Source organism: Cyclobacterium xiamenense (assembly GCF_009467825.1).
GTDB classification, from domain to species: Bacteria; Bacteroidota; Bacteroidia; order Cytophagales; family Cyclobacteriaceae; genus Cyclobacterium; species Cyclobacterium xiamenense.
Window position 1 is genome coordinate 68,260 of the sequence record NZ_WIOK01000013.1, and the last position, 23,677, is coordinate 91,936.

The following is a 23,677-nucleotide window of genomic DNA, read 5'->3' on the forward strand; positions in this document are numbered from 1 at the left end:
AATGAATAAAAATATAAAGAAACTTGTTTATAGTTTCAAAAAACAACGGTCAATCTTTAAAAATTATATAGAAATGAAAATTAGATTAATTTATTTGATGTTGATTATCTCATCTCATGTCGTTGCTCAAAAAACCGGGTTTATTAATCCCATCATTCCGGGTGGTCATCCAGATCCATCAATTTGCAGGGTAGGGGATGATTATTATATTGTTAACTCCAGTTTTGAATATTTCCCAGGATTGCCTATTCATCACAGTAAGGATTTGGTTAATTGGGAATTAATTGGTTATGGACTGCATCGGGAGGATCAGTGTACGGGTGCAGTAAATTTAGTTGATGTGCAGCAAAACGGAGGCATACATGCGCCAACTATACGTTATAATAACGGTACATTTTACATTATTGTAACCAATGTATATTCTCCACCAGCAGGAGGCCCTGGACAAATGGTTAATTTTATCATCACTGCTGAAAATCCTGCAGGTCCATGGTCAGAACCTCATGTGATAGAAGGTGCACCAGGCATTGATCCTGATTTGTTTTTCGATGATGACGGAAAGGTATATTTTGTGGGAACTCATGCTGTTGGAAAGCCAAATGAAAACGGTATTGGCGAAATATGGGTTCAAGAACTGGATCTGAATCAATGGGAACTTGTGGGAGAACGTTACTCGGTATGGCGTGGGGCATGTGATGGTTGTTGCGTTGAAGGTCCACATATGTATAAAATAAATGGCAAGTATTACCTTATGGTAGCTGAAGGAGGGACCAGTTATAATCATGCAGTTATGATTTCTGCCAGTGATAGTGTTTTCGGCCCTTTTGATTCAAATCCACGTAATCCGATTCTTACTTCCCGGCATTTGACAAAGAATAATTGGGTACATGTACCGGACATGCCGATTTAGTTGAATTGAAAGACGGAAGGTGGTATATGGTTTTTTTGGGTATCCGGAATGATGAAGAGGGAACTTCAAATATGGGAAGGGAAACTCATTTGGTGCCGGTAGCCTGGGAACCGTCAACTGTTCGATGGGAAGAAGTAAGCAAAGGAAACTGGCAGCCAGTGGAATATTTATGGCCGGTTGCTTCACCGGAAACAGGGAAAGTTGAACGTTACACTTCACTTCCATTTCCTGAAAATCCGCAATATTTTAATGATGCTTTTACTGACAATTTTGATGCAGAAGAATTGGGCCATGAATGGAATTTCAGACGTGTACCTCTGCCTGGAACATATTCTTTATCTGCTTTCAAAGGATTTTTAAGGCTACACCTGAAGCCTGAAACCTTCAAGTTACTTGGCCGCTACAGTTTAATGGGCATCCGCCAAAAGGAGAGCGATTTTGATTATAGCGCAAAGATGCACTTTGAACCTAACAAAGAAAATGAAGAAGCTGGTATCAGCATCTTTCAGCAAGATGATAACTATGTGAATTTCACAGTTGTGAAAAAAGGAAAGGGAGTGAACTTAAAGCTGACGGTAAAAGAGCGTGAAAAAGAATTGGAAGTGTTAAAAGAAGAAATTATTGATAAATACCAGGGCGAAATAATATTCAAACTGAGTGCTAAAAACAATACTTATCAATACTTATATTCTCTTGATGGGGGAAATACCTTCAGACTTTTTGCTGAAACTCAAAGCAATATTGTTTTATGCAAAGGATACATAGGAACCTATGTCGGTATATATGCCACAAGTAATGGCAAACCTACAAAAGAATATGCTGATTTTGACTGGGTAAGTTACAAAGGGTATCCCCGCTATTAAAATATGTGGGTTATGAAGAAACAGTTATTACATATTTTGGGATTAATCCTTGGGGCTATGATTCTAGTAGTCACATCTTGTAGTGCCCAAGAATCAAATATTACACTGCCTGAGCTGTTTTCCAACAATATGGTTCTTCAGCACAACAGCACTACACCAATTTGGGGCTGGGCTTCACCAGGAAGCGAAATCAAAGTCAAAACCTCCTGGGGAGCTAATGCTTCCGCCATTACTTCATCTGAGGGGAAGTGGAAACTGAATCTACAAACTCCGGAAACTGATGGAAATATTCAATCTTTGATTGTTTCTTCATCAGATACCAGCATTATTTTAAACAATGTATTGCTTGGCGAAGTCTGGCTGTGTTCCGGGCAATCGAATATGGAAATGCCGGTTAGTGGCTGGCTACCCAACGACACGCTTTATAATTCTGAAAAGGAGATTAATGAAGCAAATTATCCGGCTATTCGTATGTTTACCGTAAAGCGTAATAAATCGTTTACTCCACTGGAAACATGCGAAGGTACCTGGCGTGTTTGCAATCCTGAAAATGTCCCGGAATTTTCCGCAACCGCTTATTTCTTCGGAAGGGAATTACACAAAGAATTGAATGTACCTGTTGGACTCATTCATTCCAGTTGGAGCGGCTCTCCTGCAGAAAGTTGGGTGGAAGCCGATTTTATAGAACATGTTGACGGCTATCAAGGTATTAAGCAACAAATTGCCAGAGCCACTGATAAATCCTCCCCCTACAACCAATGGCTATTTTCGATGAAACGAAAGTCACAATATGAGTTTATTCAGAACGAAAAATTTAACCTGGTTGATAATAGTTTTCACGGCATAATGAAAACTGACTTCGATGATTCAGCTTGGGATACAGTAAGCACTTCATCAATGGATAAGGTGTTTCAACTTAATGATTTTAATGGAATGGTATGGTTTCGCCAAAATTTTACCTGGAATGAGGATGTCCACACTGATAATCTGCAAATTAACGTTGGAATAGTTGATGATTTGAATACTGTTTTTATAAATGGGACAATGGTAGGTCGTAAGGAGAATTGGGGAGGAAAAGATGGTGACCAAATCTACCCGATTCCGGTAAGCTTGTTAAATAAAGGAAAAAACATCCTTGCCGTCCGTGTTATCGATGTATGGGGAAGAGGGGGGCTGTTAAGTCAACCCTCTATTCAAACTAAAGGAGGGAAGGAAGTTCAAGCTTTGAGCAATAGCTGGAGATATTTACCATCAGCCATTCTTTTGAATGAATATTTCTTTGTTTTAAAACATGGATTTGAAAATAGGGTAAAACCCGAATCCGATCTTTTATCCCTGAATTCGCATACACCTACCGCGCTCTACAATGCCATGATTGCGCCTTTAATTCCTTACTCGATTAAGGGTGTTATCTGGTATCAGGGAGAATCCAATATTAGCAAGTCAAAACAGTATCGGACATTATTCCCGGCTGTAATTAACAGTTGGCGCAATGAGTGGGACATTGGCGATTTTCCGTTTTATTATGTGCAGTTGGCTTCTTTTGACTATGGTAGCGATAAAGTGGCAGAATTGCGTGAAGCACAACTAGAAATACTCAATGAAAAAAACGTGGGTATGGCTGTTACCATGGATATTGGTAGTCCTATCACCATACATCCCCCCAATAAACAGGGTGTGGGTAAAAGATTGGCTTTGTGGGCCTTGGCAAAGGATTATGGGAAAGACAGTCTGGTTTATTCCGGTCCGTTATACAAAAGTGTGGAGTTTAGTGATGGGAAGGCCGTTGTTTCTTTCGACCATGTTGGCAGCGGATTGTATTGTCCGGATGAGAACGTACGTGATTTTGAAATAGCCGGTAAGGATTTGGTTTTTTATAACGCTCATGCAGTTGTTGAAGGTAACAATGTGGTTGTAAAATCAGAGATAGTGCCTGCTCCCAAATTTGTGCGGTTTGCATGGAGTGATATTGCCATGCCCAACCTGTTCAATAAAGTGGGATTGCCTGCTTCGCCTTTCAGGACTGGTAAAGAAACCGGAACCGGGATCGAATGACTTAATTACAGGAAGCCTTTAAAAATCGATATTTATAAAAATTGACTACCTATGTTATTTACTCTTAACTATGAAGTTTAAAATATATGAGTCGATTTTTATTACAACAATTTATTAATTATTAAATAAATCCATTATGTCGAAATTTAAAAAAAATACAAACAAAATTATAATGAATTATATGAGAGGAATTACGTCTAAAAAAAATATTTTTTTACGAATAGGCTTCAACTTGAAAGTGCTTTTGGTAATTATATCGTTTTGCCTATTTTATAGTCTAAATGGGTATTCACAAAGCCAAAATAAAATATCTCAGAAGGATTTAAGAGAGAAAATATCTGGTTATTGGATTGGACAACTGGTAGGGAACTTCATGGGATTTCCCTTTGAAAATTGTTACATAGAAGAACCTATTCCTATTTTGATTGATCGATATTATCAATTTGATGACGATAGTTCCTTGATTATCAATAGAAATGATATGAGGGGATATAGTGCGATTGTTACAAGTTGGATAGAAGGTGCATTTTCTGATGATGATACCGATATTGAATTTGTGACCTTACATGCAGTTGAAAAATACGGATTAGATATTAATTATGCGGAAATAACAGAAATGTGGAAAAAACATATCAACCGTAAAATATGGGTAGCTAACCGTACAGCCAGAGACCTAATGTCGGAAGGATTCATCCCACCGGATACTGGCAGTAAAGAAAATAATAATGATTGGTTTCAAATTGATGCCCAATTGGTTAATGAAATATGGAGAGTCTTTTACCCCGGAATGATTCAGAAAAGTGTTGAAAGAGCTGACTGGGGAGCTAGAATAACAAACGATGACTGGGGTACTCACCCCACAATTGCCTATTCAGTTATGTATAGTGCTGCATTTTTTGAAAAAGATGTGAATAACCTTGTTGATTTGGCATTAAAATTTATTCCTGAAAGCAGCCCATTTTATGAAGGAATGAACGATGTAATTGCATGGCATAAGCAAAATGAGGATTGGCGCATAACCAGAAAAATGATTTTTAATAAATATCACAGATACAAAAGAGGATCTTATGAAGCACCTGTTTCTATTGTATCTTCCTTATCTAACGGACTATTTGGAATTATGGCTATTTTATATGGAGAGGGAGATTTTGAAAAAACTACCGGAATTGCTGTTTCAGCCGGATTAGACTGTGATAATCAAGCTGCAACTTGTGCTGGTTTGATTGGAGTAATGCATGGTGCATCTGTAATTCCTTCCAGATTAACTTTGGGATTATCAGATGAGCCAATCTGGAAACAACCCTTCAATGATACTTACCTAAATTTTACGCGAGATGGGTTGCCTAATGTCACAAAAATAAGCGATATAGTAAATAGAATTATGGTTATTACAGAGAATGCTATTTTGAAAAACGGCGGACAAAAGATTACTCAGAATGGCCAGATATATTATTTAATTAATAGCGATATATAATTTTTTAAATGTATGATTGGCATTAGCAGGGATGCGTTATCTTTTAAAGATGTTATATAATTTATTAATTGTTAGCAGTATATATATGTTCCCCCGCTGACGCGAGATTGTATCTCGTACCTCTTTTGGAAATGCCTGACCTGCAGGATTTCCAACTAATCCTGAAGTTGTCTTACCCTGAAATAACTGGCCATCAGATCAAGCGAACTTCTTTCACCCAAAAGAAAGGCTAGTCCAAATCCCCAACCAAAATTGGCTACTGAAAATTTAGTATCTGCAATAAGTCCTGAACCTAAGGTTTCTTGGCTTCTCGTTCCAAAAAGAGAGTTGATTTCTGCAAAAGGCAGGAGCTTTCCCGATGGAAAATAATACCGGGCAAAAGGTCCAACGCCCAGAAAGGAGAAGTTGGACTCCAATTCTATTCCATCTGTCTCTGTAGTGCCACTACTCGTAGATATAGCCACCTCCAATCCGGCTGCAAAGCCATCCGCAAAAAAATACCCTCCCTTGGAGGAAATAAAGAAAGAAGTCATGCGGTCTTCCAGTTCACTTCCATCAGCTAGCTCCAAGGTGGAGCGATTGAAAGCTAATCCCATCAGTCCATCACTCTGACCCATTCCGAGAGTAGTCCTAACTCCCAACAGCTTAGTACCTTTTTCTGTTTGGGCCATTGCTCCAAAAGCAAAAAGGTTAAGAAGAAGTATAATCCAAATTTTCTTCATTTTGTAATTAATTAAGTTTTGATCATCTACCTACCTATACGCTTCAAAGCAATACGCATTATTACCCGTCAGGGATATCACTTTTCCCTTCTTTCCATTTTCTCCGGCGAGGGTATAGATGGCCGTTCCCCTAAAGGCTTCATCGGGAAATTCCCCTATCAGTTGGGGGTCGATCTTCCATACGGTCTTTCCCTCTCGGATATCTATTGCATGGAGCCTGCCGCTTGCTCCCCCGTTGAAATAGACCACCCCATTCATATACCTCATTTTGCTGCTTGTACCTGAGTCCCGGACCTTCCAGAGCTGATTGCCGGTCATGGGGTCAAGGGCATAGACGTATTGATCCTCATTGTTCACGATAACCATATCTTCTTCGATCAGGAAGTTGGAGAAGAAGATCTCCCTGCTAAACTTCTTTCGCCAGTACTGCTGCCCGGTGCGTAGGTCATGGCAGGCTAGCTTTTTATCAGGTTTAGGGCATAGGGTTCTTTACTCCTGAAGCAGGTGTCAATTTTTGGTGCGATATGTTGTATTTTCTTCTCTTTCTTTTCCTTTTTTGCTATTTATAGTATTGGTTGGTCCTTGCCGGTTTTCCCAGACCCTTTCTGGAAAATTTTCTTCCCTTTTTTACTGCTACCAGCTTTCGGGCTATCTTGTTGACCAGGGTTTCCAGTATTTTTTCCACACTTTCGCGGCTGAACAACTCCACAATTCTTTTTCTGAGTTGTAGAAAAGCATTTTTCCAGTTGTATTTGTACGTCAATTTCCGTTTCTTTTTCCTGGACCTACTTTTCTTTTCAATCTGCTCAGTAGCAGCTACTCCAGCAAGTGCTACCATGTTCATGGCCAGGATATGGGCATAAAATTCCTGATAGATTCCCTGCGGCTTTCTACATCCGAACTGCTCCACTTTTATTTTTGGCTTAAGGTTTTTGATGCCTTCCTCAACGCCCCATCTCATGTCATAAAGTTCCACAAGATCTTCAATTTTAAATGATTCCATATCCTGTAGGCTGCTTACCAGGAGTTCCGTTTCACCCGTTTCCAGAACGGCTTTGGTTACCCTAACCCGTACAGGATCCGAGGTTTTGGCCGTTCCCCTCTCTGATTTGCTGGGTACCCATTCGGTGATAAAATCCATCCTGCTGTCAGCCATTACCTCTTTTGCAAAATTGGATATCCCGGTAGACATCCGGATGCAGAAGGGTCTTCCTTCACTAGTCATTCTGTGCGCCATGTGGAAGTGGCCAAAGTTCCTGTCCAGCACCAGCAGGTCATCCGGCTTGGGTGGAATTTCAAACAGGCAGTCACCGAGTAAGGCGGATTCGCCCGTACTCATTCTTCCGAGTCTTGCCTGTAGCGTAAGGCCGGTAAGTACCTCATAGACAAGAAGTATCCTGGCTAGTGAGGTCTTTGAACTACTGGATTGAACTCCAAAATATCCCCTTATCTGTTTGGATGCTGGTAGATTTAGGGTACTTCCATCACCACCAAAAACCCTGTACCCCTTCCATCTGGCCGTAGTGAACCTGTCATAATCTTCTGAACTAATAGCACAGAGATCAGAGAAAAATTGCCATTCAATTTTATAGCGCCCCTGTGAGAAAGCACTTCCGGTGACTTCTCGCTTCCCCAGCTTGGAAAGGACGCCTTCAGTATCAGAATTGGCGGATTCTTTGAACAGTTGGAGCACTGAAAGTACTACAGTTTGGAAGTCGAGAGGGGAAGACCTGGAAAAATGAGCGGGGTCCGAGCAGTAAGTAACCTGATTTTCAGGTGATTGTATTTTTTCAAAGATTTTTTTTCGGACAATCGCAAGATATATCCATCGTGTTTTGGTTGGTATTTTGTACCTTCGTAGCTATATGTTTAAGACAACACAATTTACCTAAAGTAGGCCGGTTTTCATAAGGAAAACCGGCTTATTTTGTCTCCTGAGGCCATTTTTTTCTTAACTTAATAGCATTGGGTAGTAGATGACCTCCGACTAAATGGAAGGCCGGTAGCTGCATCGGACCTGGTCAATACCACCGGAGCTTACACCGGACTAAAGGTGACTAGTGTCATGTCATATATACTTTGACGTATAAATTCACTATCTTTGGAAAAACCCAAAGATAGAAATGGTAAAATACAAGGTAACATTAAGTCAAGAAGAGAGAGATGAACTGATTTCCCTGACCAAAGGAGGCAGCATTCATCCAAAAAAGTAATTCATGCGTTGATTCTCCTTAATTGTGATGAAGGGGAATTTTCAGATAAGGTAAAAAACGAAGAAGTGGCCAAAGTCCTAAAGATCGGAGTGAGGACTATAGACAGGGTAAAAAAAAGATTTGTGGAAGAGGGCTTTGAGGCAGCATTGGAGAACAGGCCCACCAGCAGGGTCTATGACCGGAAAGCAGACGGAGAAGTGGAAGCCCATTTAATTGCCCTGAGTTGCAGCGAGGCTCCGGAAGGCTATTCCAGATGGTCTTTGCGGCTCTTGGCCGACAAAATGGTGGAGTTGAATTATGTGGACGAAATTTCCTATGAAACCGTAAGGCGGGTTTTAAAAAAAACGAACTTAAACCCTGGAAAGTAACGGGCTGGATAATCCCCCCAAAACAGAACGGTGAATTTGTGGCCAATATGGAGTGTGTGCTGGATGTCTATAAAAGGCCATTTAACAAAGATTTTCCTGTGATTTGTATGGATGAATCCCCGAAACAGCTTATCAAAGAGACCCGGTTGGCAATCGCAATGAGACCTGGCCAGGAGGCCAGGGAGGATTTTTAATATGAACGTTGCGGTGTAGCCAATGTATTTTTGGCATCGGAGCCATTAACGGGCAAAAGGTTTGTGGAAATAACCGAAAGAAAGACGAAAGTTGACTGGGCAAGGTTTATAAAACAAATAGCGGATGAATGGTATAGAGACGCAACAAAAATAACCCTAGTAATGGATAATTTGGGGACCCATAAACCGGGGGCTTTATATGAGTTGTTTGAGCCAGAGGAGGCAAAAAGGATATGGGACCGGTTTGATTTTATTTATACCCCTAAACATGGCAGCTGGCTGAACATGGCAGAAATAGAATTAAATGTTTTGACCGCGCAGTGCCTGAACCGGAGGATAGATAACATTGAAACAATGAAGAGGGAAGTAAAAGCATGGCAGATACATCAAAACAATAAAGAAAGTAAAATAAAATGGCAATTTACCTGCCAAGACGCAAGGATAAAACTTCTAAAACTTTATCCGTCAATCAATGTGTGACATGACACCAGTGGCGGGCATGTGCTGGAGTTTTGATGGCTGCCTTCCCGGGTGCGGTTTTGCGATGGGATGGTATTGGGGAAAGGCTGCTTGAGGAAGCAACTAAAAGTCGCAGAAAAAGGGACGGTTTGTCTGGCTACGGTAGGAAAGGAGATTTTTTTGGGAATTTTCGGGGAAGCGGAAGCTGTTTGCATACAAGCCGACCTACCCGACGACAAAATTCGGCAGTTTAGAATTTGGGAAATTAGATATATTCGTTTGTAAAGAGTAGGATATGTCCGATTTGTTGGTAAATTTATCTAATAAATACCAACAAAACCCTACATGCCTGTTTCTCATTTTACCGTTTCGAAACGGTTTCTTATCGAAAAAAAGAACGCCCGGTCGGTGGATAAAATCCCGGATGCAGCCCTTTGGGATCAGTTCCGGAGTGGAAGTGATGCGGCGCTTATACAGGTATACGAACAGAATTTTGACCGGCTGTATGCGTATGGGATGCGGTTGACCCGGGATGAATCCCTGACCCAGGATGGGATACAGGAGGTTTTTTTCGATTTAAAACGACTCCGCAAGAAGCTGGGGCCTACGAACCATATCCGGTTTTATTTGCTAAAATGCCTGAAACGAAAGTTGTTTCGACTAAGGGACGGATGGGAACAGCGTCGCGTGGACCTGGCGGAGCGGGAGGGTTTTGGGTTTGAGTTATCCCACGAACAAATCCTGATAGACCAGCAGCTGGATGGGGAGCGTATCGAGCAGCTGAACCGGGCCATTGCCGAACTAAGTCCCAGGAAGAAGGAAATCATTTATTATTTTTTTTACGAGGACCTTTCCTATGCGGAGATTCGGGAATTAATGGGATTGGATAGTGACCATACCACCCGCAACCTGATGTACAAGGCGCTGGCCTTTTTGCGAAAAGCCCTGGGGTGATCCGTATGGACCAAGCCTCCCAGCTCCCATATCTTCGCCCACATTCACAACATCAACCAATCCCCATCAATCCCCATCAATCTCCCTCAACCTGCTTCAATCTCAATCAATCTCTTTCAATCCCCATCACCTCCTCTCCCAGTCCCTAAGTCCCCAGTCTCTAAATCTTTATATCAAAATTTTTTGGAATACGGCAGATTTTTTTTTACCAGCATTTTTTATAAAAAAAAGTAAATTTTTTGGGTGTTGTTTTGCATACAGTCCGCATTTACTGGAAAGAAGGAAGACAACTCGCATGAAGACCAAAGAGGATTTTCTGGCTGATCCAGAATTTATTGCTTGGGTAAAGCATCCCAACGAGCAGTTGGATCGCTATTGGTCCAACTGGATGGCGGCCAATCCCGGTCAGGTGGGGGAGTTGAAACTAGCCAGGGAAATCCTACTCCGGGTTCGGTATTCAGAATACCCGGCACCCAAAAGAGTCCGGGAGGACATCCTGCAGCAATTGCTTCGGGAACCGGAGCCCCAGGAGCAACCTGAAAAAGCTGCGGGAAAAAGGGTCCTAACGTTTGGTTGGAAAGCTGTCGGGCAAGTTTACCGCATTGCCGCGATTCTGCTCCTATCTTTTGGTTTGGGCTGGTGGCTTTCGCCCCCATCTGCGCCCATTTCTTCGGGTACGCTGGCAGAGGAGATTTCCTGGATCGAAAAGGTTACCCAACCGGGCGAGAAATTGCTGTTGACCCTAGGGGACGGCAGTCGGATTTGGTTGAATGCCAACAGCAAACTCTACTTTCCGGAGAAGTTTGACTCATTGGAGCGCAGCGTACGGCTGGAAGGTGAGGCCTACTTTGAGGTAGAAAAAGACAGTTTACGGCCCTTTCATGTAGAAACCAATGGGTTGGTGACCACGGTATTGGGCACTACCTTCAATATCGCCAACCGGGAAGGATCGGCAATCGCTATTTCTCTGGTGTCCGGTGCCGTGAAGGTAAGGGAGAAAACCGCAACCGACCCGGTTTGGCTCAAGCCGGGAGAGGCCCTGCACCACGACGCCGTTTCAGGAAAGCAACGCGTAAGGAGTTTTGATCCGAATGTGGTGCTGGGCTGGAAGGAAGGATGGATTCGGTTTGAACATGCCTCGCTCAACGAGGTGCTGCAAACCCTGGAAAACTGGTACGGGGTGGCGTTTCGGGTACAGGGTTCGAAGCCCGTCGCCTGGGAGTTTTCCGGAGAGTACAAGGAGCAGACCCTGGAGGAGGTGTTGCGTAGTATGGCTTACATACAGGGCTTCCAATTCAGTATAGAAGAAAAAATAGTTCACTTAAAGTTTTAGACCTATGATATACATTCACGCGCCATAAAAAAAACCGGTTGGTAAAAAACCAACCGGCTACTGGCTGGTCTGATGATGGTGTACATTGGGGAATGGGGCCATCAAGAGACCAGGCTTATTGAAATTAGTTTCCAATAAACATCCAAAATTATGAAAAATTATTTACTAAAGACAATACTCATGTTGTCGAAAGGCTTTTTATACGGCTTACTTGTGCAGATGCTGTTGGTCAATGTCGCCAGCATCATGCAGGCAAAGGGACAGTACAAGCGGATCGACGAGGTCAGCATTCGCCTATCCGCCCCTTCACTCAGTGTTCGGCAATTTTTTAACGAAGTAGAACGAAAAACGCCTTTTAAGTTTGCCTACGACAATAAAAAAGTGGATAAATCGCAAATCATCCAGTTCAAAAACGAGTCCGGGACAGTAGAAGACAGGCTAAAAGATGCCGGTCAACAACTAAGTTTGGGTTTTCGGCAGATGAACCATTCGATTGCTGTGGTACCCAGGAGTCAACCGATAGTCGAGGTTTTTGCCGAAGAGGAGTTAATGCCGATTACCGGAAAAGTGGTTGATGAAAATGGAGAGCCTATTCCGGGGGCCACGGTATTGATTGAAGGTACCACTACCGGCACAGCCACGGATATCGATGGTAGATTCAATTTGGATGCAGAGGAAGGAGTTGTCATTTTGGTTTCTTTTATCGGTTATCAATCACAGCGCATCACTGTCGGTAATCAAACCAGTTATTCCATAACTTTGATTGAGGATCAATCCTCGTTGGAAGAAGTGGTTGTTGTGGGGTACGGGACACAGGAAAGGGCGAAATTAACCGGATCGGTCGCAAGTGTTAAATCGGACGATATTGATTTTATACCAACATCCAATTTGTCAAATGTATTGGCTGGGAGGGCGCCCGGTGTACAGGTTGTCCAATCTTCCGGATTTGCAGGCGCTCCTTCTAGTATTTCAATTCGGGGGAGTGCAGCAATCGCAGGTTCTTCCCCCTTGTATGTAATTGATAATATTATAAAAAGCCGGGAAGATTTTGATGCATTGGATCCCAACGAGGTGGAGAGCGTCAGTTTTTTAAAGGATGCTGCTACGGCTGCCATTTATGGTGCGAGGGCGGCAAATGGCGTTGTTTTGGTAACTACCAGACAGGGAAAATCAGGGAAGCCTGTTTTTACGTATAAGAGTTTTATCTCTACTTCAAGGCCTACCCGACCTTTACCTCGATATACAGCTACTCAAGAATTAGAATACATCAATTCCCACGCAGAAACATTTGGAAATCCACAGCCAATTACAGAAGAAATTTTCCAATATTTTGAAGACAAGAATTACGAATTGAATGATTATATATGGCGGAATCCATCCTCTCAACAACATAATTTGAGTGTGAATGGGGGGAATGAAAGTCTCACGTATTACATGATGTTGGGAACCAATTCCGACAAAGGTTCATTCACCAATACCGATTACTCCCGATATAACTTTAGAAGTAATGTCACGGCGAAAATTACGGATAACCTTAAAGTTAATCTTAATTTAAGTGGAAATAAAAGGGTTACGAATCGTTTTTTCTGGCCATATGATTGGGATGGAGGAGAAGGGTTTGAACTATCGGATTTTTATAGAACCACGTTTAATTGGAGCAGATTATATCCGTTTTTTGTTGACGAGCAGGGTAACCCTACTACGGATACCGAAAATGGGTTACCTATAGGGAGAGGGGCTTGGAATCCGGTTTTAATGCTGGAAAACGGCAATTACAGAAAGATCAACAGGAACACATTCAATGGCATCATTCGAATTGACTACGATCTTCCTTTTATTGATGGCTTAAGTACTAGCCTGATGGCCAATTATTCCTTTGATTCCAGAAATCAAAAGAACTTTGTGATTCATAATAGGTCGTATCGCTTCCAGCAAGGCTCAGCTACTAACCCCTACGTGCCAGGCCCGATTGATCCGACAGACCTGAATGTACACAATCTATCCAGATCCTTTGAGGGGATTGATGAAAGTGCGAATTTCGGGGATAATTACCAGTTAAACTGGTTTTTAAACTACGAAAAGGTGTTTGGTGAGCATAGCGTGGCCGGGACGGTCATTTATGAGCAGGCTGCGTTTACCGGTAAAATGTTCAATGGTTCGGCCAATCAATTACTGACAAGTAGTGTAGATCAGATTTTTGCAGCTTCAACGGATACGCAGCGCAGGTATTTCTCAGGCAGCGAATCTGAAACAGGAAGAGCGTCCTGGATTGGCCGTACCCGATATGAATATTCGAGTAAATATATTGCTGAATTTTCGTTTCGTTACGATGGTAGTTACCGATTTCCTAAGGACACAAGGTGGGGTTTTTTCCCATCTGGCTCTTTTGCCTGGAGAATTTCGGAAGAAAATTTTGTAAATATTCCTTCAGTTAGTGAGTTTAAATTGAGGGGCTCAGTAGGCACCACAGGTGATGACAACGTGGCTCCATTTCAATTTCAGAATAATTTTGTTCCGAGTTCCGGATACGTTTTTGGAAATACGCTATACAACGGCATACGGGCTGGAACACCTCCCAATCCCAATATAACCTGGGCGAAAATGATTGCTTATAATTTTGGTTTTGACTTTGGGTTGTTTAATGATAGGCTGGTCGGAAATTTCGACTATTTCCACAATCATCGGTACGATCTTTTGAGGCGGCGAATTAGGGTGATACCGGGAACCTATGGAGCGCCCTTAAGTGATGAAAATTATGCCGAGATCGATGTACGCGGTGTTGAATTTTCAATGAATTACCGAAATAGTATCGGAAGATTCAATTATACCATTGGAGGAAATATTGGATATGCTAAGGATGAAGTAGTGGTAATCGACGAGCCAGTGGGCCTGGAAGATTGGAGAACAGCGATAGGACATCCGATAAATCGGATCTGGGGTTATCGCTCAAATGGTATTATCAGAGATCAGGCTGCCTTAAATGCGATTCCGGAAGGGTTTACTCAATTTGGTAGGTCACCCATGTTGGGTGTGATTTTGTACGAAGACATAAGAGGGGTGAATAGAACAGAAGGGGCTGATGGTATCGTTGATCAAAATGACCAGGATTGGCTCTCAAATAATGCTATTCCAAGAATAAATTATGGTATTAATGGAGGATTTAGCTGGAAAAATCTAAAAGTTGATTTCTTGCTTCAGGGAGTGGGTGCATTTGATAAAATTGTTAAGACTCAGAATACCCGTTCTGGTGGTGTTTTCCAAACAGGGGATAGACCCTATTTTGACCTTTGGACAGATCGGTGGACCCCTGATAGGACGGATGCCCCTTACCCAAGAGCAGGGGGATGGGGAATGCCGGAATTCGGTTGGGGGCCTTCAGATTTTTGGATCAGGAGCGGCGCATACCTTCGGTTAAAAAATTTAAATGTTGCCTATGATCTACCTATGGAATGGTTAGCTACCAATAATATCAATTTGCAGGTCTTCTTTAATGGGACCAATCTTTTCGTTCTGTCACCATTTAAGGAATATGATCCTGAGCAGGATAGGTTAGATTCCTACCCTTTAATGAAGTCATTTACAGGTGGTATAAATGTTAGATTTTAAATTTGAAGACCATGAAAATATATATAATTTCCTTATCGTTACTAGTACTTGGACTTCTACTTCCCGGTTGTGCGGAAGACGTATTGGAGGTAAAAAATTTGTCTGTATATAATCCTGAGGATGTATGGAATGATCCAACACTTTCGAATGCCTATCTGGTCGATTTATATGCTTCTACCTTTACTGGTTGGCCATTAAATGATGGAAATAACGCTGATGAATCCGTCGGAATATTAGGTGAAGGATTTGTCCAAACTACCAACGGGTCTTTTAAACACTGGCCTTTTACCCAGATCCGAAAGGTGAATGTATTACTTGATGAAATCGACCAGGGCATGTTGCCAGATCTCGAGAAGAATGAAATAAAAGCTCAGGCCTATTTTCTGAGGGCGTTTCATTACTTTAAAACAGTAATATACCATGGAGGTGTGCCCATTATTCGGGAGCCCCAATTGTTGACCGATGATTTGATGGTTCCCCGGAATTCCACCCAGGAATGTTTTGATTTCATCTTAGAGGATTTGGAAATGGCCATTTCAGCTTTACCGGAGAAGTTTACTGGAAATGATTTTGGTAGGGTGGATAAAGGGGCTGCATTGGCTTTTAAAGGACGGGTACTATTGTATATGGCCAGTCCGCAATTTAATCCGTCTAATCCTTATGGAAATTCTCATTGGGAACGTGCTTATATGGCCAATAACGAAGCCAAGGAATTTTTAGACGCTGGGGGTTACGGACTCTTAGATAATTATTCAGATATTTGGATGCAACCCGGAAATCGGGAAGTTATTCTGGCAACAGTTTACCAGAATCCTGTGAAAGTCAATGGCAGACAAGAGCACTGCGTGCGACCACTATCTCAATCCAGGAATTGTACGGGAGGAGATCAGCCCATATGGTCCTTAGTGGAGGCCTATCCTATGAAAGACGGATTTTTTCCCGGTGAATCACCCAATTATGCGTACGATGTTCAAAGCTTTTGGGAGAATAGAGACCCAAGATTTTACGAAACCATTGTTTATAATGGATCGCTATATGAGCTGGGTGGGCAAACCGGTAGAAGGCAATATACAGATATTCAATTGGGCGGTATAGATGACGGGTTTGGGCCAGGTTCCAATTCTGGCAGATCGGGTTTTTTCACTAAAAAGGGGATACAAGTGGAACTTCCAATAGAGCAGGCAGAACTAAACGATGTGGATTGGGTGGAAATTCGATACGCTGAAGTGCTGTTTAATTTAGCTGAGTCTGCAAATGAAACGGGTCGGCCAGAAGAAGCACTAGAGGTTTTATTGCAGATAAGAGAAAGAGCTGGAATTGAACCCGGGATCGATTCGATGTACGGATTGCGAGTGGGGATGACCCAGGATGAACTAAGAGAAGCCATCTATCACGAAAAAAGGATAGAGTTTACCTTTGAAGGGAAAAGATTTTGGGACCTTAGACGGGCCAGAAAATTACATACTGAGATTGATGGAATGAGGAAATTTGGTTTGCAGGCAAAACTAAAAGATGGTCTAGATCCGGTTGGAGGTGATGAATTTTTGCCTGAAGATTTTGATTACGAGGTTACTGAATTATTTAATACAGGACAAACAGAAATGTTTACTCCAGAATCGTATTACTTCTTTCCTATTCATCGTGATGAGATAGAAAAAAATCCTAATTTGGAACAGAATATTGGATGGGATGGTGGTACATTTGATCCTACGCTAAACTAACGTACCGCACGATTTTACAGAGATAGTAAATGATTGAATTGCCTTTCTCTTTGATGTCAAATAAAATGTGAAGTTATTGGTGATTATTCGGAAAATAAGTTGATATACGTGACAACTAATAATGAATGATTCGATTGCCAATAATTTCACATTTTTTTATCTACGGTTTTTTTGAATAAGGAATTTCGTATGCCTGGTTTTGTTTCGTTTCTTCAGGTATCAAATCGTTTTCAAACTGGAAAAAAGCCTTTCTCTTTTGATTTTGTTCCTTACAGGAGTACTAATTTTTAGTTTTTTCATCTGTAATAAATAAAATGGCATTTTAGTGGTTGAAATTATTTCTTATCGTGCACCGTAAAAGTTAAAGTAAGTCAACTTCATAAAGTTTATATAAATATTCAATCGATCGGGGACCAGCCCGATGGGGCTAAGGATTTGGATGTTACAAATTAATAACTAGCAAAGATGAATAAATTACTCCTATTGGCAGTGGCTATGGTTTGCGTAACAGCATGTCATATTTCAAACAATGAATCACCTCTCGAAAACGATTATTTTGAGATATGCCTTGACAGCCAAGGACAGGTAACAGCACTAGTAAGAAAAAAATCGGGAAAAAATCTTTTGATGCCAGGGTACAGTGTTTCGTTGGTAACGATTGAGAGTGAAGGAAACGAGTATTCCATTTCGAGCTGGAAACCTAGTGGCGAATTGTTAAAACTCAGATTTGATGAGTTGGGAGCAGAAATGGATGTGAAAGTAAATAGCAAGGACACGCACTTGAGCTTTGAAATTACACGATTAACTAGTGATAAACAGATTGATTTAGTTACCTGGGGGCCCTTTCACGTAACACCTTCCGAGAAAATAGGCCAATCAATCGGAATAGCTTACGATGATTCCATCGCTGTTGGTTTTATGGGGCTGAACCTAAAAAGTCGCGGTGGATTCGAACAGATAAGCCGGGGGAGGTTTGGAAATGCTGCTCAAAAGATTGAAGGCGGCGCAAGTTTGACGGGGTTTGTGCGTAATCGTTCCGTTTTTCGTACGGTGGATAATTGGGAGCAAAAGTTAGTACAAGTAGTGCCGCTACATGATAGCGATGCCGAAATTACGGGTGCTAAATTTGCTTTTTATTGTGTCCCGACTGCTAACCTGACTGCGGTAATTGAGCAGATTGTGCTGGAAGAAAATTTGCCTCACATAAAAAATGGCGATACCTGGAATAAAATTTCCAACTATTCTACCTCTTCCAAATTCATTATGCCATATAATGTTGACAATATTGAAGCCTGTATAGACATTGCGGAAAAAGGAGGTATCACCTGTATTTACCACGGTAGCATTTTTGAAACATGGGGAACCTTTAACCTACGCGAGCGTGATTTTCCAAATGGTTACCAGTCGGTGCGTGAATGTTCCGATAAGGCTGAAAAACACGGCATCACTCTTGGAGCCCATACCTTGACTAACTTTATTACCACAAACGACCCGTTGGTATCTCCGGTCCCGCACCCTGACCTGGTAAAGGCTGGTACAACCAAATTGGAAAATGATATTTCCGCTGATGATACTGAATTATTCTTGCAGGATGAATCGATGCGTTCGGCGTACTACGAACCCAATTTACACAAAGTGAATCCGCGTTGGCAAGAACATACCGCCGTGCTTATTGGCGATGAAATTATTGAATATGCCTACGCCACTGCTGACGGGAAGCTGCTGTTAAAAGACTGTAAACGAGGAGCATTCGGAACAAAAGCTGCTGTCCATAAAAAAGGAGCGCAAGTTGCCCGCTTAATGTCGCATGGGTATAAAGTATTTTTCCCAAACATTGTCCTGCAGGATGAAATGGCGAAAAATCTGGCAAATTTTTTTAATGCAGCCAACCTGAAACGCATCAGTTTTGATGGGATCGAGGGAGGATTGGCAGCTGGTCATGGCCGGTATGGAAGCGACCGTTTTGTAAAAGTGTTCTACGATAATTTATCAGACCCGAATATTGTTGCTAATTCATCGGATGTTACCCATTTTGGATGGCACTATTTTTCAAACGAGAGCTGGGGCGAACCATGGACGTCTGAGAACTTTAGAGAGGCGCACTTAGGACATCGTATAAGGGTTCAGAAAGGACTAAAAGAAGATTTGCTACCCCGTAAAATGGGACAATTCAGCATTAATGAAAAAACCACCAAAAAAGACATGGAATGGGTGATGGGTCTCGGAGCAGGTTTCGATGCAGGTGTTGATTTTTATATAAGTCCCAATTTCTTGGAGATTAACAGCAAAGCCGACGAAATTTTGGCTGAGATCAAGAAATGGGAAGATGCACGAATGAAAGGCTTATTTACGGAAGAGCAAAAAGAAAAACTTCGTGACCCATATACGTTTTATGGTTTGGAAGTAACCGATGGGATTGCAAAATTGATTTTTATCGAATCCTGGTCTCCAGAAGGAGGAAGCGCATCTGGCGAAGATGCGGAAAATACGCTGCCCGCTGCCATTTTGGTTAGTAGCCCGGAGGCACCGGTTTCACCCGACTACAAACATGTGAATAGGACCACCGAGCCAGGTCTTCCAACCTCCAGTACATGGGAATATTTTTGTGTCGGAGAAAAACGGCGGTTACACTATGTAATTCGCCTTCAAAAAACGTCCGAGAGCTCAGTAACCGGTGTTTATTTGAAAGTGGGTACTCAAAAAGCGATAATGCCATCTACCTTAGAACCCGGAGATTACCTACTCAACGAAGGAAACAAAATTCTCAAACATTTTTCAGAAAATCATTTGCTTAAAGGGGAATTCATACTGGAGACGGCTTCCTTTACGGTAAACGAAGGTCGCAACCTGATTGAATTCGACTACAAAGGGAATGAACTAACTGCTGGGCCTGAGATGCTAGTAAATTTTAAAACAACGAAATAACACAATGGATAAACTATTTTGCTTTGTCATAGCTGTAGTGGTTTGTGTTTCCTGCCAAAGGAGTAACGAACTAAACCTCTCTACCCTACTCAAGGAAATGGTCGACCGTGAACAACTCACGCGCTTCCCCGAAAAGGACTACCAAAGCTTGCAAGCGAGCAGCTATAACCGGGAGTCAATTTCTCCGGATAAGCCCGGTTGGTTTGCAGACTCTGACGGAATTGGATTTATCCGGACCGAAGACGTGAACGGTGAAACAGAATGGGTAATCATGGAAGACGAAGGCCCCGGTGTGATTACCAAAATATGGGCCGTATGTTTCTATTACGGGCTTAATGATACGACGGGTGCCAACATTAAATTTTATCTTGATGGAAATCCAGATCCGGTTATCAATACTAATTTTTTCGAATTAGTCAAAGGCCAAGACTTTGTAAAACCTCCTTTTGCAGAGGAGACTGCTCGTGCAGGAAACTTGTATTTCCCGATCCCCTATGCCAAAAGTTGTAAGATAACGATGGATAGAAAATCGTTTTACAACATTATTAACTATCGAAAGTATCCGAAGGGAACGCCCGTGAAAACCTTTACAAGAAAAGATTTCGATGATCTGGCTGGCCTGACGGAAGAAATTGGAGCAATTCTTTTGAATCCTCCAGCGGCAGTAGGTATGGTATCGGAGGAGGAGCAAATCCTAAAAAAGGGAGACACACTGAAGGTGCAACTCCCGGAGGGACAACATGCCCTTCGTCAATTGGAGATCAAAATTCATGCAGCAGAAAATTATTCTCAGGCACTTCGTTCAATCATTTTGACCGGTCAGTTCGATGGAAACACGACCGTGTGGACGCCCGTTGGCGATTTTTTTAACAATGTAGGAAAAATTGAGACCTACGATATGTGGGAGCGTTCAGTAAAAGAAGACAGTACCATGATTTGCAGGTGGGTAATGCCTTACCGGGAAAGCGGCTCCGTAGGCCTTATAAATCTGGTTGATCAACCCGTTACCGTATCGTTGAAGACTATTCAAAATGAATACCGGTGGAATGAAAATAGCATGCATTTTTATGCCTCATGGCGTCACGATTCGCCGACTCCCACTTTTCCGTTGTTCGACTGGAATTTTCTCTCGGCTGAGGGCCAGGGGGTCGTTGTTGGCGACCAGTGGACGGTACTGAATCCTACCGAGGGATGGTGGGGCGAAGGTGACGAAAAAATTTATGTAGATGACGATTTTGACAGGAATTTCCCTTCTCATTTTGGTACCGGAACAGAAGATTACTATGGCTGGGCCGGTGGTGTTGTTCCTACTCCTGCTGACCAGTTTTCGAAACCATTCCTCGGAAATATTATTGTCGGACATCCCCGTTCACAGGGCTATAATGTATGCTCCCGTACGAGGGTTCTCGATGCCATTCCGTTCAATGAAAAAATTAAATTTGATTTTGAGTCTTCCTGCGGAACGAGGCAAAGCTGGTTTTATTTGCAATACGCCCAAACTACATTTTGGTATGGAGTACCGGGTGTAACACATAATCGGCCGCCATCGCCGGAAATGGCAGCACAAGCCCTGCCTAAACTAGAGGATCTCCAAGCGTTCATTGAAAATGCAAAAAACGAATTGTTTGTGGTGGGGGGTGCGCTGGAAGCTGAAAACATAAACCTTTCTGGAAAGTCTGAAGCAGTCGGTGAGGATTTTGCTGAGATTCAGGTTTGGGGAGAAACAAGTAACGGCGATTTGAAAAATCTTTGGTTTGAACAGCCCGGAGATTTTGCCGAATTTACACTTACGGAACAATTTGAACCATCAAAACTAAAAATCGCAACAGCAGTTGGTCGAAATAGCGGAATTTTTAAAATATTCGTAAATAATAAACATATACTCACGCAAGATCTCTATTCAAACCACGCCGGAATTACAAGTCCCTATATCGATTTGGGCGAACATAGTCCGGTTGACAATGCTTTCAAAATAAAATTTGTATTTGAAGGGATAAACGAGGAAGCCCAGAATATTGACCAAAAAGCTGCGCTTGGAGTTGATTTTTTTCTGATTGAAAATAATTTCCTAAACCGGTAAGTATGAAACCAACCGTATATAAAACCCATAATTTGTTATTTTTCAGCTTGTTTGGCGATTCGTTTGAAACACTGCATGTAAATTGGAAACGCATTGAATCGGGCGCCGATACCCGTAATTCGTAGATTAATGAAGGAAAAGCAGGTGAAATAAATACAAAAAACACCACGGAGTGCTTGATGCCGACATCATCCATTTGCGCCGCTCCGATGGCCGTGACTGGGACGGTATTTTGCACGTAAATTCTGAGGATAAGGAAAAGGGATTACTCATGTTGTACCATTCGATGAACAAACAAATTACACGCACTATCACCGTTCCGGTATACTATACAGGGCTGCACAGTCGGTTAGTGTTGGAAAACCAGCAGGGAAACCAAATCGCTACTGTCTCCCGCGATGTTGAAATTGCAATTGAAGTGGAAATCCCGGCAAAAGGATACAGTTATTTTATTTTAAGAAAACGCACATTTAAGGTGAAGTATAAATTAACTTAGAAAGAGTACTATGAATAAACTGAATAGTAAAAGAATGTTTGGATTGTTTCTGGCTGCCACTTTGTTAATTGCCAGTTGCGGGGTTCATAATGAACAAACATACTGGAATGCAGGCAGCATTACTGAACTATACCGGGCTGCTCCAGCCGGAGTTCATAGCCGTTGGATTAGCCCTGAAAATCCAACTGGAGAAAAAGGCAAAGGTGGTTTTATGAACAAGGGAGCGAAAGGCAATGCCTTTTACATTGTTCAGCCTGGCGCATCCCAAACGATTTTTGATGTAGGCGGTGCGGGCATTATCAACCGGATGTGGCTTAGCGGTACCATTGGTGTTAATGCCAGGCAACGAAGAGCTGTTCGGATTGATATGTTTTGGGACGGGGCCGAAAAACCGGCTGTATCGGCACCAATCGGCGATTTTTTTGGGATAGGATTGGGATTATCGGCAAAATTTGATAGTGAGCTCTTTTCCAGTCCCGAAGCTCGTTCGTTTAATTTTACTGTCCCTATGCCTTTTCGAGAATCGGCAGTCATTACCCTAACGAACGAATCAGATGAAGAGGCATGGATATGGTACGACATCAATTACCTGCAGGTGGAGAAACTTCCGGATGATGTGTTATATTTTCATGCCTACTGGAACCGGGATATGAAAACGACTCCCGGTGAAGACTATGTTATTCTGCCCACCGTAGAGGGACGTGGGCGGTATATTGGAACCAATATTGGCGTTATCGGCGATTCTGTTTACCGCGGAACATGGTTTGGTGAAGGTGAAGTAAAAATATTTCTCGATGGGGACAAGGATTTGCCAACGCTCGTGGGAACGGGAACAGAAGATTATATTGGAACCGGTTGGGGACAGGGGGAATTTGCTTCCCGCTATTTTGGCTCTCCGGTTGCAGATAAAAACCATGACATTTATGCATTTTACCGGTACCATCTTCAGGATCCGGTGTATTTTCATTCGGCATGTAAAGTCACCATTCAACAAATGGGTAATGCCGACAAAATCAAAATTGCTGAAATGAGGGAAAATGGAGCCGATATTACCCCGGTTTGGTTTTTGGGGAACGATGGGAATAAAACCATTCATCGCCGGCTTCTCGATGAAGAAAATCCACCTCAGGTTGAAGATGACGATTTTCCGGTAACATCAACAAATTTTTATCGAAGCGATGATGTTTCTGCAACAGCCTATTTTTACCTGGATAAGCGGGAAAATAACCTTCCAGAACTCCCAGGGCTTAATATAAGAACAAAGGATTTACACGAACGGGTTTTTCCATACCTGAAATAAGATC

14 protein-coding genes and 2 pseudogenes are annotated in these 23,677 nt (G+C 42.2%); 13 read left to right on the forward strand and 3 right to left on the reverse strand.

Features of this window, described 5'->3' with window-relative positions; all coding sequences use genetic code 11:
- Position 1 precedes the first annotated feature (1 nt).
- The 4 genes from GCU44_RS11665 to GCU44_RS11680 all read left to right on the forward strand — a co-directional run bounded on the left by GCU44_RS11665 (position 2) and on the right by GCU44_RS11680 (position 5,302).
- Positions 2 to 910: a glycoside hydrolase family 43 protein gene (locus GCU44_RS11665; protein ID WP_154856554.1), complete on the forward strand. Its 909-nt coding sequence runs from the start codon at positions 2 to 4 to the stop codon at positions 908 to 910.
- The gene (locus tag GCU44_RS11670) at positions 880 to 1,773 is read left to right on the forward strand and encodes a beta-xylosidase family glycoside hydrolase (RefSeq protein WP_154856555.1); all 894 of its coding nucleotides are present in this window, start codon (positions 880 to 882) and stop codon (positions 1,771 to 1,773) included. The genes GCU44_RS11665 and GCU44_RS11670 overlap by 31 nt, the downstream gene beginning before the upstream one ends.
- A 12-nt stretch (positions 1,774 to 1,785) precedes the next feature.
- The gene (locus GCU44_RS11675; protein WP_161993930.1) at positions 1,786 to 3,828 is read left to right on the forward strand and encodes a sialate O-acetylesterase; all 2,043 of its coding nucleotides are present in this window, start codon (positions 1,786 to 1,788) and stop codon (positions 3,826 to 3,828) included.
- 136 nt (positions 3,829 to 3,964) lie between these two features.
- Positions 3,965 to 5,302, forward strand: a complete 1,338-nt coding sequence (locus GCU44_RS11680) for an ADP-ribosylglycohydrolase family protein (protein WP_241684921.1) — start codon at positions 3,965 to 3,967, stop codon at positions 5,300 to 5,302.
- Positions 5,303 to 5,457: 155 nt separating this feature from the next.
- On the opposite strand, the gene GCU44_RS11685 is transcribed toward GCU44_RS11680, so the two are convergent.
- The 3 genes and pseudogenes from GCU44_RS11685 to GCU44_RS11695 form a co-directional block, all read right to left on the reverse strand.
- On the reverse strand, positions 5,458 to 6,024 hold the full coding sequence (locus GCU44_RS11685; protein WP_154856557.1) for an outer membrane beta-barrel protein: 567 nt from the start codon (positions 6,022 to 6,024) through the stop codon (positions 5,458 to 5,460).
- A 30-nt stretch (positions 6,025 to 6,054) separates the two neighbouring features.
- A pseudogene (locus GCU44_RS11690) lies at positions 6,055 to 6,477 on the reverse strand (outer membrane protein assembly factor BamB family protein); the annotation flags it as partial.
- 106 nt (positions 6,478 to 6,583) lie between these two features.
- On the reverse strand, positions 6,584 to 7,870 hold the full coding sequence (locus tag GCU44_RS11695; RefSeq protein ID WP_154856559.1) for an IS4 family transposase: 1,287 nt from the start codon (positions 7,868 to 7,870) through the stop codon (positions 6,584 to 6,586).
- A 277-nt stretch (positions 7,871 to 8,147) separates the two neighbouring features.
- Between GCU44_RS11695 and GCU44_RS11700 the strand changes: the two are divergent.
- The 9 genes and pseudogenes from GCU44_RS11700 to GCU44_RS11740 all read left to right on the forward strand — a co-directional run bounded on the left by GCU44_RS11700 (position 8,148) and on the right by GCU44_RS11740 (position 23,673).
- A pseudogene (locus GCU44_RS11700) lies at positions 8,148 to 9,279 on the forward strand (IS630 family transposase).
- Positions 9,280 to 9,603: 324 nt separating this feature from the next.
- On the forward strand, positions 9,604 to 10,212 hold the full coding sequence (locus GCU44_RS11705) for an RNA polymerase sigma factor (protein ID WP_154856560.1): 609 nt from the start codon (positions 9,604 to 9,606) through the stop codon (positions 10,210 to 10,212).
- A 295-nt stretch (positions 10,213 to 10,507) separates the two neighbouring features.
- Entirely contained in the window at positions 10,508 to 11,545 is a 1,038-nt protein-coding gene (locus GCU44_RS11710) for a FecR family protein (protein ID WP_154856561.1), read from the forward strand.
- Positions 11,546 to 11,695: 150 nt separating this feature from the next.
- A complete protein-coding gene (locus GCU44_RS11715) occupies positions 11,696 to 15,151 on the forward strand; it encodes a SusC/RagA family TonB-linked outer membrane protein (protein ID WP_154856562.1) in 3,456 nt (1,151 codons plus the stop codon).
- 11 nt (positions 15,152 to 15,162) lie between these two features.
- The gene (locus tag GCU44_RS11720) at positions 15,163 to 16,872 is read left to right on the forward strand and encodes a RagB/SusD family nutrient uptake outer membrane protein (protein ID WP_154856563.1); all 1,710 of its coding nucleotides are present in this window, start codon (positions 15,163 to 15,165) and stop codon (positions 16,870 to 16,872) included.
- A gap of 465 nt (positions 16,873 to 17,337) precedes the next feature.
- Positions 17,338 to 19,797 carry a hypothetical protein gene (locus GCU44_RS11725; protein ID WP_154856564.1) on the forward strand — a complete coding sequence of 820 codons (2,460 nt, stop codon included), beginning with the start codon at positions 17,338 to 17,340 and terminating at the stop codon, positions 19,795 to 19,797.
- Positions 19,798 to 19,801: 4 nt separating this feature from the next.
- Positions 19,802 to 21,877 (forward strand): glycoside hydrolase family 172 protein, encoded by a 2,076-nt coding sequence (locus GCU44_RS11730; protein WP_154856565.1) that lies wholly within the window; start codon positions 19,802 to 19,804, stop codon positions 21,875 to 21,877.
- 172 nt (positions 21,878 to 22,049) lie between these two features.
- Complete coding sequence (locus GCU44_RS11735; protein ID WP_154856566.1) at positions 22,050 to 22,373, forward strand: hypothetical protein; 324 nt, start codon at positions 22,050 to 22,052, stop codon at positions 22,371 to 22,373.
- 211 nt (positions 22,374 to 22,584) lie between these two features.
- On the forward strand, positions 22,585 to 23,673 hold the full coding sequence (locus tag GCU44_RS11740; RefSeq protein ID WP_161993932.1) for a glycoside hydrolase family 172 protein: 1,089 nt from the start codon (positions 22,585 to 22,587) through the stop codon (positions 23,671 to 23,673).
- Positions 23,674 to 23,677: the final 4 nt, after the last annotated feature.

Excerpts from the sequence above, each read along its gene's own strand:
- GCU44_RS11665 (WP_154856554.1), top strand. The coding sequence starts at position 2 with ATGAATAAAAATATAAAGAAACTTGTTTATAGTTTCAAAAAACAACGG.
- GCU44_RS11675 (WP_161993930.1), top strand. The coding sequence starts at position 1,786 with ATGAAGAAACAGTTATTACATATTTTGGGATTAATCCTTGGGGCTATG.
- GCU44_RS11680 (WP_241684921.1), top strand. The coding sequence starts at position 3,965 with ATGTCGAAATTTAAAAAAAATACAAACAAAATTATAATGAATTATATG.
- GCU44_RS11685 (WP_154856557.1), bottom strand. The coding sequence starts at position 6,024 with ATGAAGAAAATTTGGATTATACTTCTTCTTAACCTTTTTGCTTTTGGA.
- GCU44_RS11705 (WP_154856560.1), top strand. The coding sequence starts at position 9,604 with ATGCCTGTTTCTCATTTTACCGTTTCGAAACGGTTTCTTATCGAAAAA.
- GCU44_RS11710 (WP_154856561.1), top strand. The coding sequence starts at position 10,508 with ATGAAGACCAAAGAGGATTTTCTGGCTGATCCAGAATTTATTGCTTGG.
- GCU44_RS11715 (WP_154856562.1), top strand. The coding sequence starts at position 11,696 with ATGAAAAATTATTTACTAAAGACAATACTCATGTTGTCGAAAGGCTTT.
- GCU44_RS11720 (WP_154856563.1), top strand. The coding sequence starts at position 15,163 with ATGAAAATATATATAATTTCCTTATCGTTACTAGTACTTGGACTTCTA.
- GCU44_RS11725 (WP_154856564.1), top strand. The coding sequence starts at position 17,338 with ATGAATAAATTACTCCTATTGGCAGTGGCTATGGTTTGCGTAACAGCA.
- GCU44_RS11730 (WP_154856565.1), top strand. The coding sequence starts at position 19,802 with ATGGATAAACTATTTTGCTTTGTCATAGCTGTAGTGGTTTGTGTTTCC.
- GCU44_RS11740 (WP_161993932.1), top strand. The coding sequence starts at position 22,585 with ATGAACAAGGGAGCGAAAGGCAATGCCTTTTACATTGTTCAGCCTGGC.